At 39.3% G+C, this 14,041-nt stretch carries 12 protein-coding genes and 1 pseudogene; 7 read left to right on the top strand and 6 right to left on the bottom strand.

Going from position 1 to position 14,041, the window contains the following annotated elements; all coding sequences use genetic code 11:
• Positions 1-421: 421 nt before the first annotated feature.
• Both CPRO_RS01090 and CPRO_RS01085 read right to left on the bottom strand, forming a co-directional pair.
• Positions 422-3,175 carry an S-layer homology domain-containing protein gene (locus CPRO_RS01090; protein WP_066046865.1) on the bottom strand — a complete coding sequence of 918 codons (2,754 nt, stop codon included), beginning with the start codon at positions 3,173-3,175 and terminating at the stop codon, positions 422-424.
• A 313-nt stretch (positions 3,176-3,488) separates the two neighbouring features.
• Complete coding sequence (locus CPRO_RS01085; RefSeq protein WP_066046863.1) at positions 3,489-3,881, bottom strand: YhcN/YlaJ family sporulation lipoprotein; 393 nt, start codon at positions 3,879-3,881, stop codon at positions 3,489-3,491.
• A 136-nt stretch (positions 3,882-4,017) separates the two neighbouring features.
• On the opposite strand from CPRO_RS01085, the gene CPRO_RS15135 reads away from it, so the two are divergent.
• Complete coding sequence (locus tag CPRO_RS15135) at positions 4,018-4,185, top strand: hypothetical protein (RefSeq protein ID WP_157881611.1); 168 nt, start codon at positions 4,018-4,020, stop codon at positions 4,183-4,185.
• An 87-nt stretch (positions 4,186-4,272) separates the two neighbouring features.
• A complete protein-coding gene (gene ychF, locus CPRO_RS01080) occupies positions 4,273-5,370 on the top strand; it encodes a redox-regulated ATPase YchF (RefSeq protein WP_066046861.1) in 1,098 nt (365 codons plus the stop codon).
• A gap of 105 nt (positions 5,371-5,475) precedes the next feature.
• Here ychF and CPRO_RS14765 read toward each other — a convergent pair whose 3' ends face one another.
• The gene (locus CPRO_RS14765) at positions 5,476-5,736 is read right to left on the bottom strand and encodes a CPCC family cysteine-rich protein (RefSeq protein WP_072743351.1); all 261 of its coding nucleotides are present in this window, start codon (positions 5,734-5,736) and stop codon (positions 5,476-5,478) included.
• Positions 5,737-5,876: 140 nt separating this feature from the next.
• The gene (locus CPRO_RS01075; protein ID WP_066046859.1) at positions 5,877-7,046 is read right to left on the bottom strand and encodes an iron-containing alcohol dehydrogenase; all 1,170 of its coding nucleotides are present in this window, start codon (positions 7,044-7,046) and stop codon (positions 5,877-5,879) included.
• Between the two features lie 381 nt (positions 7,047-7,427).
• Here CPRO_RS01075 and CPRO_RS01070 point away from each other — a divergent pair.
• A pseudogene (locus tag CPRO_RS01070) lies at positions 7,428-7,783 on the top strand (EamA family transporter); the annotation flags it as partial.
• A gap of 6 nt (positions 7,784-7,789) precedes the next feature.
• Entirely contained in the window at positions 7,790-8,398 is a 609-nt protein-coding gene (locus CPRO_RS01065; protein WP_162264907.1) for a DMT family transporter, read from the top strand.
• 116 nt (positions 8,399-8,514) lie between these two features.
• Here CPRO_RS01065 and asnB read toward each other — a convergent pair whose 3' ends face one another.
• A complete protein-coding gene (asnB, locus tag CPRO_RS01060) occupies positions 8,515-10,344 on the bottom strand; it encodes an asparagine synthase (glutamine-hydrolyzing) (protein ID WP_066046853.1) in 1,830 nt (609 codons plus the stop codon).
• A gap of 80 nt (positions 10,345-10,424) precedes the next feature.
• Entirely contained in the window at positions 10,425-12,005 is a 1,581-nt protein-coding gene (malQ, locus tag CPRO_RS01055; RefSeq protein ID WP_066046851.1) for a 4-alpha-glucanotransferase, read from the bottom strand.
• Positions 12,006-12,486: 481 nt separating this feature from the next.
• Between malQ and CPRO_RS01050 the strand changes: the two genes are divergently transcribed.
• The 3 genes from CPRO_RS01050 to CPRO_RS01040 all read left to right on the top strand — a co-directional run bounded on the left by CPRO_RS01050 (position 12,487) and on the right by CPRO_RS01040 (position 13,961).
• Positions 12,487-12,867 carry a hypothetical protein gene (locus tag CPRO_RS01050; protein ID WP_066046849.1) on the top strand — a complete coding sequence of 127 codons (381 nt, stop codon included), beginning with the start codon at positions 12,487-12,489 and terminating at the stop codon, positions 12,865-12,867.
• Between the two features lie 201 nt (positions 12,868-13,068).
• Positions 13,069-13,422, top strand: coding sequence for a sulfite exporter TauE/SafE family protein (locus CPRO_RS01045; protein ID WP_066046847.1), 354 nt, complete (start codon positions 13,069-13,071; stop codon positions 13,420-13,422).
• Positions 13,419-13,961, top strand: a complete 543-nt coding sequence (locus CPRO_RS01040; RefSeq protein ID WP_066046845.1) for a sulfite exporter TauE/SafE family protein — start codon at positions 13,419-13,421, stop codon at positions 13,959-13,961. Before CPRO_RS01045 ends, CPRO_RS01040 begins: the two co-directional genes overlap by 4 nt.
• Positions 13,962-14,041: the final 80 nt, after the last annotated feature.

Below are 14,041 nucleotides of genomic sequence, written 5' to 3'. Positions count from 1 at the left end.
TTTCTTACAATTGACAGTTTGCGCAAATTTAGCTATAATAAACCTTGTACTTTTGGTCTTTGTATTTGTTTTACAATAGTTCGACCGAATGACTCCTAATTGAGATTTAGCTTTTTAGCTTTTTTATGCTGGGGTTTTCGTTCTTTCTTTTTTGTAATCCAATGAACATAGATAAAACCGATTTTTATCGGCACACCCATTTTTTATTTATATTTATTGTGGCAGCAATTTACAAAGCAAAAAAGAAGGATTATCTCTGATAATCAAAAAAACAAGGGGGCATATTGCCCCCTTGTTTTTTTCATCTAACACATTAAAAAATTCCCTTGAATAATCTATGTTAGAAATAATCAAGGGAATCCTTCATTACGGGATGCCTAAAGTATTTTTCGTCTACCCTTATTCATTTGACGTGTGAGAATCAACCCTCTACGGATTTCAACAACCCATCGCTGTTGAAGGTTAATTTTACTGATTTGCCCACAGCCAAGTCATTCCATTTACCCGATGCAACACCGCTAATGTTAATGGTTGGCTTCGTAGCAGTGTTGAAAGTAAATCTATTTCCTGAAGCTGTAATAATTCGTACTGTATTTTTATCTTCATTAAATTCTTCGAATTTGCCTTCTGCATCTTGTACATAAACGTTAATTCTGTCAACTTGCTCTTTCTCGGTTAAACGCACCTCTGCATAAACAGTAATGTCCTTGTCATCGATAGCGTCTTTCACACGATCCAGCGAGGAAGAATCCAAGCTGTAATTATGAATTTCTATGTTTGAACGTCCCAGCCATGCATAAACAGTGGACTTGCCCTTAAATTTCAATCCATCTTTTGCAGATTCAGCAATCCCTTTTATGCTTACTTTTCCCTTTTCGTAAGCATTTTCGTCTACTGCAATCTTTATAACAATCCCATCACTATTAAAGGTTAAGGAAAGGATGGAACCTATGTAACCAGAAGTTTCTAAGTCCTCATATGTATAATCATCAGTGCCGGTGCTAGGCTTTCTTGTGGTTATAAAGGTTATCTCTTTCCCATTACAATCAAGCACCAATTCTTTTTTATCCGCATCATAGGAAACCAGCTTTCCTTTAGCCGCAGTAGGTCTTGCTTCAATCGACTGAATAACATTATTTCCATCTGCCTTTATTTCAGCATAAACGGTAACATCATTTGCCTCTACCATCTTTCTGAAAAGAGTCAGGGAGCTTGTTTTGGCACCTAGAATTGTCAAAGGATATTTGACTAAAGTTCCATTAACCGTTCCTGTTATTGCATCAACATCCTTATCAGGGTTGATCTTCACATTATACTGATTCAGTAAGGTGTAGGATACCGTCGAATTTTTGAATTTTAATGTATTATCAGAGATAGAATCTACTTCTGCTTTTCTTTCCGCACTGGATTCACTGCCTGTAGACCATGCTGATTTTTTGGTAGATACATAAATTCTATTAATCTTTCCGCCGCTGTTAAATTCGATCTTGCAGAATACATTTTTACTTGCCCTGTCATTTTTATCAAAATAGCTCTCTGCATTGGAAACTTTAACTGTTACCCAATCCTTATCGTCTTCATCCCATGTATAGAATGTAATATTGGATACCGAATTAGTGGAACCAAATTTATATGTGATTTTATCTCCACCGGAATTTACAACCAGTTGAGATTCCGTTAAGTCCTTTACATCATAAATTTTTGCCGAGGAATTGCTATCGGCAGTAAAGCTTTCCTCTGACAGAACAACTTTAGATGCTTTATCCTCTTTATTTATTGTAATTTTTACGTAAACAGTTCCGCTATTTGCCAGTGACTTAAGATCAGACAGTGAAACAGACTTTTCCCCAATATAATACTTACAGTCGGAAGTAAAGTAAGTCATGTTTGTGGAACTTGAATCTGTGGGTTTATAGGAAATATAATTGGTTTCCATTTTGTCCACAACGCCGGTACGTGTATATTCGTCTGCAAAGGTTACATAAATTTCTGTTACATAGGTTTTTTCCACCTGTGTGGAATTACCTCTACTGTCTTTATCCTTTTCCACCGTTGTTTTTGTATTAATTCCTGCATAAGCATGTTTATCGCTGTTATCCTTCAATTTCTCTTCCAGCTCTGATTTTCTCACACTCTTATTATCTATATAGAATACACAACTACCATCGAAAGTTAAATTTTCAGTTGCTCCTGTATTTTCGTTTTCAATTCTGATTTCTCCGCTTTTTAAAGCTGTAATATAGCCTGTAATATTATATTTTTGCTGGGTGGAAGAACCATTTAAAACACGAATTGATTCCAAAGAACCACCATTATATGCAAAGCTGATTTTATCCCCTGCATTTAAACGGGACATTGCCAACTCTTGATTTCCACTTCCATTATAAACCTTCACAAGGTTTGGTACGGCATGAAAATCTATGCTTGTTCCAGCATCTGTTTTTATCGTTACTTTATAATAACTGCCTGAATCCTCAAACTCGGTAATGGTTCCTGTTGTTTCCACTCCATTTTTCAACAAATTATAAGTTTTGTCCAACATAACTGCCATTTCTGCTCGGTTAATATTGTTTGTTGGGTTAAAATTATTTCCGTTATCTCCACTCACAATGCCAAGGCGGGCCAAAAGGTCAACCAAAATAGCACTGTCATCAGAGATACGATAAAAATCTTTAAACGCAACAGCTACCTTCATGCTTCTGTCAATATCGTAGCGTATCGCAAGGGCATTCCCAAACATTTTTGCAACATCCTGTCTTGTTGCAAAATTACTAGTTTTTCCGCTCATAAACTTAACCATGTCGTTTGTGGTTATAATGTTGTTTTCTAACCCATAAGCAACAGCAGCCTGCGCCCATGTAGGAATATTATACCCTTGCAAAAAGGAAATATATTTGTAGTGATCTGCCGCATCCATCTGCTTTGCAGTACCTGATCTTTGCAACGTTGCATAAAGCATTTGGATTGCTTCACAATATGTAACACTGTTACGAGCGCGGAAGGTATTATCTTCATAACCGCTGAGCAGACCTAAATCCGCAACCGAATTGATAACTGTTTTTGCACCATCCCAAGGCACATCATTAATATCCTTAAAATTTGCGGCATAACCTGTTACACTCATACAGGAAGATGCCATCACCACTGACAAAGCCAGTGCCATTTTCTTCTTCATGAATTTACCCCCTTATTGTTTTATGGCGATTCCATAATTTACTCTTACTGACAAGTTTAGCATATTTTTTTTACATGCCTAGACCTTTCAACCTTAAGGATTTATTAAGTGCTTACAAAATAGAATAAAAAGGAAATTGTTTTTCTATTTTATGTTTAAAATCCCCAAAAACATGGTATTTTTCCAGTTGGTAAAGAAATCATAAATATATTAATTGGAATAAATTACCTTGCATTCTAGGTTTTGAATGAAAAAAGGGCTTGAAAACAAAATGCTTTCATCCCTTTTTCTAACAAAGAACAAGAACTTCTTTTTATTTTCCCCTTTTCCGCTCCATCTCTTCAATCAAAGAAACAATATTTACATTGGTTGTGATGGAAGTATTGTTGATATACTCATCTGCCTCTCTAGCTGCATTATCCGCCTCTTTTCGCAATCTTGTGGCATCGCTCTCCATTCCTTCTTCTAAGCGTAAGCCGATAATTGCCGTATGACCTTCCACGATTACCGCATTTCCCGTAATTCCGTTGATATTATGAAGCAAGGCTTTAATGCTCTGCGCTCGCTCCGCCTGGGTTTTTTCTCCTAATTTTTCATTGGCCTTAACCAAATGGATTCCGGACAAATTGTTTTCTGTGACTGTTGCACGGCAGCCGCTCAAAACAAAAATCGCTAATAACATAATACTGCACAGTTTTTTCCACATTTTTCGCCGCCTCCCTTTTACATTAGTATGTCATGAAAAAAATGAATTATGAAAAGCAAGATATGGCTGTTTTTTTTGAATTTTGCTTTCAAATTGGTTATACTAAATTAAAAATATGGAAAAGGAGACGGTATCAATGGAACCCAGAAAAAGAAGGCATTATCGTATTGCAGTAAAAGATGTTCATCCAACACCAGCAGATGGCATTTATGTGACAAAAACCGAGGCAAGACATTTTTGTATTTTTGGTGCTATGGCATTCCTGTTTTTAGCAATCTTAGCAGTTTTGCCACGAAAAAATTAAGCCATTACCACTTCTTCCTTGCCAACCCTTTGCCTTTTCGCTATAATGTTTTCAGTATGAGTCAAACCCATGGAAAGGAAGAATAACATGAAACTCGGTATTGTAGGTCTGCCCAATGTGGGCAAGAGTACCTTATTTAATTCAATGACATTAGGAAAAGCAGAAGCGGCAAACTACCCCTTTTGCACCATCGATCCCAACGTGGGCATCGTAACCGTTCCCGATGCACGCTTAATAAAATTGGCAGAAATCCATAATTCTGCAAAAATCATCCCCGCAGTCATCGAATTTGTTGATATTGCCGGTTTGGTTCGCGGTGCAAGCAAAGGCGAAGGCTTAGGAAATAAATTTCTCTCTCACATTCGTGAGGTAGATGCCATTGTCCATGTGGTACGCTGTTTTGAAGATACAAACGTGATTCACGTAGATGGCTCTGTTGACCCTATTCGTGATATTGAAACCATCAATTTGGAATTAGTATTCTCAGATTTGGAGATTATAGAACGTCGTATTGCAAAAACAGGTAAAATGGCAAAAGCTGATAAATCCCTTCAGCATGAAATGGATCTTTTGCAAAAAATAAAGGACGGCTTAGAGCAAGGAGTCTCCGCAAGAGCAATCGAAATGGATACCCCTGAGGATAAAGCTTTTGTGGAAACCCTAACATTGCTGACAGCCAAACCAGTATTGTATGCTGCAAATGTTCTTGAAGACCATTTGGCCGACGACGGCGCAACCAATCCTTACGTTGCAAAAGTTAAGGAATACGCTAAAAACGAAGGCAGTGAGGTATTTGTTCTTTGTGCCAAAATTGAAGAAGAAATTTCCGATTTGGACGAGGCAGATAAAAAGGAATTTTTAGCGGAGCTGGGTGTGGAAACCAGTGGTCTTGATCGTTTGATTGCCGCAAGTTATAAGCTTTTGGGCTTAATTAGCTACTTAACTGCAGGTCCACAGGAAACCCGTGCTTGGACCATTGTAAACGGTACAAAGGCACCTCAGGCTGCGGGCAAAATCCACAGTGACTTTGAAAGAGGCTTTATCCGTGCTGAGGTTGTGGCATTTGATGACCTTGTGCGTGCAGGTTCTAACACTGCGGCAAAGGAGTTGGGTTTGGTTCGCTCCGAAGGCAAGGAATATGTTTTCAAAGACGGTGATGTGGTTTTATTCCGTTTTAACGTTTAATTTCATAAAAAAGGGAAGCTTAAAAAGCTTCCCTTTTTTATACGTTTTTTCATATTGGACTTCAAAACCACCATAGCAATCTATGCATAGTCTTTGAAATCCTTTCTATTTATCCTTCTTTTGGCAATATTCCTTTAAACTAGGTAGTACCGCCCCAAAGGTTATAAAATTCTCTCTTGCTTGGTTTAAGGTTAAACCATGATTTTGGTCACTTGATTCATTTTCAGAATGAATAAATAAGTCAATTTCCCAAAAACAAACAGGACAAATAAACGCCATTGCATTTCCCTGATTGGGAATCGTAATACATCCACAACACGGGCAGGGAGAATTCCCGCTGTTGTTTTCCTGTGTCTCAACCTCTATCTCTTTTATATCCTTTTCACATTATGCGTTGCAATGGGAAGAAATAGATTGTCCTCTACCTTCAAATACCCATCTCCCTGTATCAAGGCTTATTGTTTTTTTAGTGAAAATTTTAATTCAATAAGACTCACCACTATTTTTTATTGATAGGACCTCTCATAAATTTTTAAGCAGTCTTCAAAAGTCATTTCTCCGGGATCAGCTTTGAACAAACTACCCATGGTCTCAAAGGCCACTTCTGTATACATCTTCAAGTCCTCTTTCAATATTCCGTAATCGGACATTTTCAAGTCCACTACACCACAGGCAACAATCAGGTCATGCAAAGCCGCAACAAAATCCTCAGCCTTTGTTGCATCCTGCTTTCCTAATGCCTTTGCCATATCAATCATGCGCTGATTTACCAGACTGCTTTCCGCCCAATATGCATAATAAGCCTCACAAATCATAATCAAGCCTGCTCCATGCTCAAGCTTGGGATTGTGTCCACTCAAGGGATGCTCTAAGGCATGCTCAGATATACATCCGCCAATGCTTTCCGACATCCCCGAAAGGGTATTTGCCAAGGCAACTTGCTCGCGAGCTTCTATATTTTGACCATCCTTTACAGCAATGGGAAGATATTTCCCAATCAGCTCAATGGCCTTTAAAGCATACATATCGTTCAACGGATTGGTGTATTTATTCAAATATCCCTCGGTGCTGTGAAATAATGCGTCGAAGCCTTGATATGCTGTGAGCTTTTCGGGAACTGTCAGCATTAACTCTGGATCAACAATGGAAAGCACAGGGAAAGTTTGGTCATATCCAAACCCAATCTTCTCATTTCTATCCTGATGGGTAATCACTGCCCAAGGATCTGCCTCTGTGCCCGTGCCCGCTGTTGTCGTAATGGCAACAATAGGAAGGGGTGCTATTCGGGGCATTTTGCTTCCCCCTGTTCCACCAAAAATATAATCCCAAATATTCCCCTCATTGGTGGCCATAACAGCAATTGCCTTTGCAGAATCTATGATAGAACCACCACCCAAGCCCACAACAAAGTCACAGCCTTCTTCTCGAGCCAATTCTGCCCCTTGGGTAACATGAGTCTCAATGGGATTAGGAAGAATTTTATCAAAAATTACATAGGAAATCCCTGCCTTATCCAGTTGTTCCTGCACCCTTGCCAAATAACCATATTTTTTCACCGACGTGCCACCGGAAATTACAAGAAGTGCCTTTTTCCCAGGCAGCTTCTGTTTATGGAGCTTCTCCAACTGTCCACATCCAAAAAGAATCTTTGTGGGAATAAAATACTGAAATTTCATAAAAAACCCCCTTTTATATTGTTCACTCAATCAAACACACAAAACCCATCGGGAACCAGCTTACAAAATCCCTTTACCTATAGGCAGAGGAAGTACAAACGCAATAGCTTTGTAATAAAGAACTTGTCCTCGTTCAAAAAAAGCCTGTTTGAAACAAGAGGAATCCCATCAGTAAAAACCAATACTCCTAAACATTTCCTACGATTTTAGTATAACACAAAAGTATATTTTCTTCCACAGCCCTACATAAAACAGGTGATTTTATAAACAATATTTTTACCAAAAGTGCTCCTTTTCGTCCTTTTTAGAATAATGATTGCTATTCTATATTCTTGGTGCTATAGTGGTGAGAGTTTGAGATGAAACAGGGGGAAAGAAGAAATGAATGAAAAAAAGAAAGTACTAATGGCAGACTTGGCTCTGCTATTGGCAGCAGTTTGTTGGGGCGGCGGGTTTATTGCCGGAGACATAGCCGTTAAATATTTCAGTACCTTTTACATTTTAACCATACGATTTCTATCTGCGGCCTTGGTCACATTTGTGTTTTTCAGCAGAACCATCCGTCGCAGCACAAAAGCAGAGATCAAATACGGCCTTATCTTGGGTATCTTCTATTTTTTGTCATGCCTTTACAGGTAAATGCCTTAAAATATACTACTCCGTCAAAGCAAGCTTTCATTGTTGCAAGCTATGCAGCCATAACACCATTTATCTCTTGGCTGGTATTAAAAAAGCGCCCTAAAATGAAATCCTTTTTTGCTGGAATATTGGTTATGATTGGAATTGGGTTGATTTCTTTAAATGGCTCTCTTACCATGGAACTTGGCGATAGTTTATCTTTGGGTTTTGCCCTTTCTTATGCAATTTTTGTTGTCATGACAGGGATATTTGCTGTTAAGTGTAATCCTATTGGTATGTCCTTTTTCTCATATCTGGGCACAGGTGTACTTGCCATTATTGCGGCACTGCTTTTTGAGGACATCCCTACGGCATTTCCAAAGTCAGGTTTGTTGTCTCTGCTATATTTGGCAACCATAAGCACAGCTGTGGCCTTTACTTTGCAAAACGTGGCACAAAAATACACCTCAGATACTCATACAGCAATTCTCCTTTCCACGGAGAGTTTGTTCGCCTTTATTTTTGGCGTGTTTTTCTATGGGGATCCTTATACAACTAGAATACTCATCGGCGGTATTGTTGTATTCTCAGCGATTATTCTTTCTGAGGTAAAATTCAAAAAACCATCTGCCAAGAAAGCAGAAAACTCCCAAGAGGTGACCCAACCACCTGACGAAATGGAAGAAATTATCTATGATATGCTTGCAATAGAAGTAAAAGAGCCGAAACTATAAGTTATTATATGTAAAAACCTTGAAAGTTCTGTTTAAGAACACAGAAAAGCCCCAATTGCAAGACTACAGGAAAATTCCTGAGCCTTACAACGGGGCTTTTTATACATCTTTTCTCTTTATGCGGTTTCTTCAAAATATTGCTTATGCCATACTAAAAACATAAAGATGGTCCAAATTTTACGGCTATTATCCGCTTTCCCTTCTCTATGCTCCTCCAAATACTTCACGATTTCCTCTGTTTTAAAGAAATTCTGCGCCGCTTTGGAGGTAAAGGCATCCTTTACAATCTGATAATACTTATCTTCCTTCAACCAAATGCGAATGGGCACAGGGAAACCAAGCTTCTTCTTCTCTGCAACCATATCGGGTAAATATCGGTGAGCCGCCTGTCGCATAGCATATTTGGTATTTTCCTCATTCACCTTATATTTTGTAGGAATGGTGCGGGCAACATCAAAAACGATACGATCCAAGAAGGGCACACGCACCTCTAAGGAATGGGCCATACTCATTTTATCCGCCTTCAGCAGAATATCTCCAATCAGCCAAAAATGAATGTCTATATACTGCATTTGAGTCACTTCATCCTGATCCTTCACTTTATCATAAAAGGGTCTTGTCAAAACAGCATGATGATACTTCCCTGTAGGCTTCTTCAAAATACGCTCCCGTTCTTCCTCCGTTAGCATAAAGGCATTTCCGATAAAACGCTCCTGCAAATCCTTACTGCCACGAATCAAGTAGTTTTTCCCCTTCATCTTTGGCAAGCATTTGGCAATGGCGCCTAATCCCTTACGAATGGGCCTTGGTAAACGGGTCAATGGACGTAAATCATGGGGTTCTCTGTAAATATTATATCCGCCAAAAAATTCATCCGCCCCTTCTCCGCTGAGGGCAACCTTCACGTGTTTCGCCGCTGTCTGGCTCACAAAATATAGGGCAATGGCAGAAGGGTCTGCCAAAGGCTCGTCCATATGATATTGAACCTTTCCCAAGGTATCCCAATATTCCTCAGTGGTAATCAGCTTGCTGTGATTCTCAATACCGATTTTTTCAGACAACGCTTTTGCATAATCAATCTCATTGTATTTTTCATAATCAAAGCCTACGGTAAAGGTCTTGTCCCCATGGAATGATGCAGCAACATAAGAACTGTCTACGCCGCTGGAGAGGAAAGAACCAACCTCAACATCACTAATTTTATGCTTTTTCACAGAATCCTGCATGGCAGCATCAATTTCTTCAATAAATTCATCTAAAGATTTGTTTTCGTTATTTTGGAATTTAGGCTCCCAATAACGTTTGATTTTCAGTTCACCATTTTTAAAGGTAAAGCAATGGGCAGGCATTAGGCGGAATACACCTTTAAAAAAGGTTTCCGGCAAAACACTGAATTGAAAAGTCAAATAATTTTCCAATGCCTCCGTATTTACCTCTTTTTTAAAGCTCGGGTATTCCAGAATACTTTTGATTTCAGAACCGTAAATCATTTGGCCGTCTTGCATTGCATAATAAAATGGTTTGATACCAAAGAAATCCCTTGCGCCAAAAAAGGTTTTATTTTTTGCATCCCAAAGAACGAAAGTAAACATCCCCCGAAGTTTTGGAAGCAAATCCTCGCCATACTCCTCATAGCCATGAAGGAGCACCTCTGTATCGGCGTTGCTTCCCATCACATGGCCTTTGGCGATTAATTCCTCCCTTAGCTCCTGATAGTTATAAATCTCCCCGTTAAAGGTAATAACCATATCCTTTGTTTCATTATAAATGGGCTGATGGCCGCCTTCTAAGTCGATGATACTCAAGCGGCGAAAGCCCATGGATACGCCGTCATCAATGTAAGAACCGCCGCTGTCTGGCCCACGATGAATGATTTTATTTTTCATGTTTTCCAGAACTTCTTCCGATGTTGCCAAACGGCCGGTAAAACCGCAAATACCACACATATTTATTTCCTCCTAAAATAATAGGGTTTTCTATCTTGATTCAGACTTAACTTTAGCATAACTTGTCAAAGAAAGCAATTCTAACCATGGTTTCTTCCGAACAAACGAGAAAGATATTTCAGCCCTTCTGTACAGCCATCATTCCACATATCCCAATCAAAGGCAAAGGACCAATTCCCCTCCGTTGTTCCCGGCTGATTCATACGATATTCCTGCCCCAGCCCCAATACATCCTGCAACGGAATAATAGCCAATTGCGCGGGAGAAGAAAAAGCAAGTCGAATCATATCCCAATTAGGGGCTTCACCCGTGACATTCATATATCTGCGAAAATGATCCTTTTCTTTTTCTGCTGCATTTTCATACCAGCCCAAGGTGGTATTATTATCATGGGTGCCTGTATAGACTACCGTATTTTGATTAAAGGAATGGGGTAAATAAGGGTGATTTTTATCCTGTCCAAAGGCAAACTGTAAAACACGCATACCGGGAAATCCTGTTTTTTCCCTTAGCTTATGAACTTCTTCTGTAATAATTCCTAAATCTTCAGCAATCAAGGGCAATTCTCCCAACGCCTTTTCCAGCCTGCGGAACAGTTTTTTACCAGGGCCTTTTACCCATTGTCCCTCTCGGGCGTCCACCGCATCAAAAGGAATCTCCCAATAGGATTCAAAGCCCCTAAAATGGTCTATTCGCAAAATGTCCATATCCTCCAAGGCCTTGCGGATACGTGAAGTCCACCATTGATACCCTGTTTTTTCGTGATATTTCCACTGATATAGAGGGTTTCCCCATAGCTGACCCGTTTCGCTGAAATAATCCGGTGGCACCCCTGCCACCACGGTAGGAAAGCCCAAGCCATTTAATTGAAATGCCTTTTGGTTCGCCCAAACATCAGCACTGTCATAGGAAACAAAAATAGGCGCATCCCCAATGATTTGTATTTTATTTTCATTGGCATAGCTTTTTAGGACACGCCATTGCTTATGGAATAAGTATTGCAAAAAACATTCCCATTGTATGTTATTCGTCAACAATTCCCGCCACTTTACAATGGTTTCTGCTTTACGCTCTCTGAGCTCTTTCGGGAAGGAGCACCAGCAAGCTGAATAGAAATATCCTCTCACCTTCTCCTCTGATAAAAATCCCTCAGTATCCCGATTAAATTCCAGAAGATCTTTATCATCTTCCTTTCTTTTCTCAATAAAGAACGCTTTTATGGCCATAAAAAGTGCGTAGTCCTCCAGCCAAACTTTATTTTCCTCCAAAAATTCTTCATATGCTTTGGGATATTCTTCTTTTCTAAAATTCTCAAATGCCCTTCGCAATAACGGCATTTTCAATTCCCTTGCTACAGAGTAATCTGTACGATGGAAAGTTGCCAACTTCTTTGCTTCCACCTCATTTTGAGAAAGCAAGCCCTCATCTACCAAAAAATCCACGCTTATGAACAAAGGCTCCCCTGCAAAAGCAGATGTGCTCTGATAAGGCGACCCACCACTATCCACTGGACAAAGGGGCAATATCTGCCATAGGGTTTGCTTTGCCGCCGCCAACTCATCTATAAATCGATATGCATCTCTACCAAAATCTCCAATACCAAAGGGCGAGGGAATGGAAGAGGGATGTAAAAGAATTCCGCTTTTTCTGCTTTCAAACATGGCAACAGCTCCTTTGGGTTTCATCTGATTCTATTTTGTGTCTTGAATGAGGATTTATGGATAAAAAATGCTCTTTATGAAAGCGCATCCTACTCATATCTTAAAAACTTTAATTAAAAAATGTGAAAAACTCACATGGAGGGTATGTAGACGTCCTGTTTTCTTTTTTTCATTGAAAAGGGAAGAGAGATTCCTGCTTCCCAAAATTTATTTAAATTTAAAAATAGTAGATAACCTCAATTCCTACCATATGTTTTTTTTCATTTTTCATACGCTTTTTTATGTTTTGAATTAAGCTTTGAATATGAGATAAAATCAGCAATCTAAAATATTAACGTACATTTTAACAGTTTTTGTTTCCTCCATCTATCCACATTTATACCAAAAAATCCCCATAATACCAGTTAAAATGAAGGATTTTTTTCTGTTTCCGTCAGACAATATAAATGCAAAGAATTATTTTTGCTTAAGGAGGGTATTTATGATGAAAAAATTTAGTTTTATTACAATGTTAGCAACGATGATGCTTGCCTTTGGTGGTTGTGGCAGCTCTGCTAACAACTTAGGCGGAGCAACCGACGGCTATGGATATGGTTATAACAGCTATGGCTATAATAACTATGACAGCGACGGTAGAGCCTATAACGGATATAATGCAGGGACTTATACCTCTAGTGGCGGCGCCGCATACTGGGATGGCTATGGTATCAACAGCGGAAGACCTTTAACAGACAATACCGTTGGAACTACCTTAGGCAATGACGTACGTGATATGGGAACAGGACTGAAAAATGCAGGCCGTAATGTTACCAATGGCGTAAGAAACACTCTGGACAACAGTACAGCTACAGTTGCCAGCTAATTAAACACATTTGGTTTATCTAAATCATAGGGTACCGATTTTGTCGGTGCCCTATGAAACCATTGATCTGAATAAATATAAAAAGTAGTATTGCAAAACCAAATACTACCTATTCTTCTTTAGAAAAGAAAATTTTTACAATACCATACATATTTACAGGTATTTCCGCCATACTAGCGAAAGAAAGGCGGTGTCATTTTCATGCACAAAAAAGGGAAGCAAATAGTCATCGGCTTAATCACAGGGTTTGCCAACGGCTTATTTGGCTCTGGCGGCGGAACCATTGTTGTACCGGCAATGGAGCGCTTTTTGGACGTTGAGGAGCATAAGGCCCATGCTACTGCAATCAGCATCATTCTGCCCTTATCCCTTCTGTCATTGATTATTTATTGCTGGAAAACAGATGTGGCTTGGAGCATTGCCCTATGGGCATCAGCAGGGGGAATTGCAGGAGGCTTTGTTGGAGCACGATTATTATCTAAGCTCAGTGGAATCTGGCTGCATCGAATCTTCGGTCTATTTATGATTGTGGCGGCAGTGAGGATGATACTATGATTTGGGTAGTGGTAATTGGTTTTGTCTCCGGTATTATTAGCGGCATGGGTATCGGCGGTGGAACAATTTTGATTCCAGCATTAATCTTTCTCCTTCAACTGAATCAGCATCAGGCACAGGGTGTGAACTTGATTTACTTTATCCCAACAGCCGTTGTTGCACTCATTACCCACACAAAAAATAAAAATGTTTTGTGGAAAACAACAAAGTCATTGGCAGTGCTTGGTCTTGCGGGGGCTGCGGCAGGTTCTCTTTTAGCCGTTTCCATGGATGCCGATTTACTACGTAAAATTTTTGGTGGCTTTTTGTTTTTTATGGGACTCAGTGAAGTATTTAAAAAGAAAACAAAGAAAGAAGGCTATGTAAGTATGAACAAAGATGAATTTTCAAAATTAAAACTTAAGTTTATTCAGGCAGATTTAAACGAAAAAATTGCAATTTACACCCAAACTCCTGGGTTAACAACACCTCAATATAAAGAGCTATTACACCACTATCCCTACGATCAAATTTCCAAACTGGAAGCCGCCCTTCAATAGGAATTAATTTACAACAAAGGTGACCTCCTGGATTCTCCCAGTTTTTTATGCATCAAAAAAAAGCCCGATTGCTTGCAGAA

The organism is Anaerotignum propionicum DSM 1682, assembly GCF_001561955.1.
Lineage (GTDB): Bacteria > Bacillota > Clostridia > Lachnospirales > Anaerotignaceae > Chakrabartyella > Chakrabartyella propionicum.
This window is presented reverse-complemented; position numbering and strand designations above follow the sequence as displayed.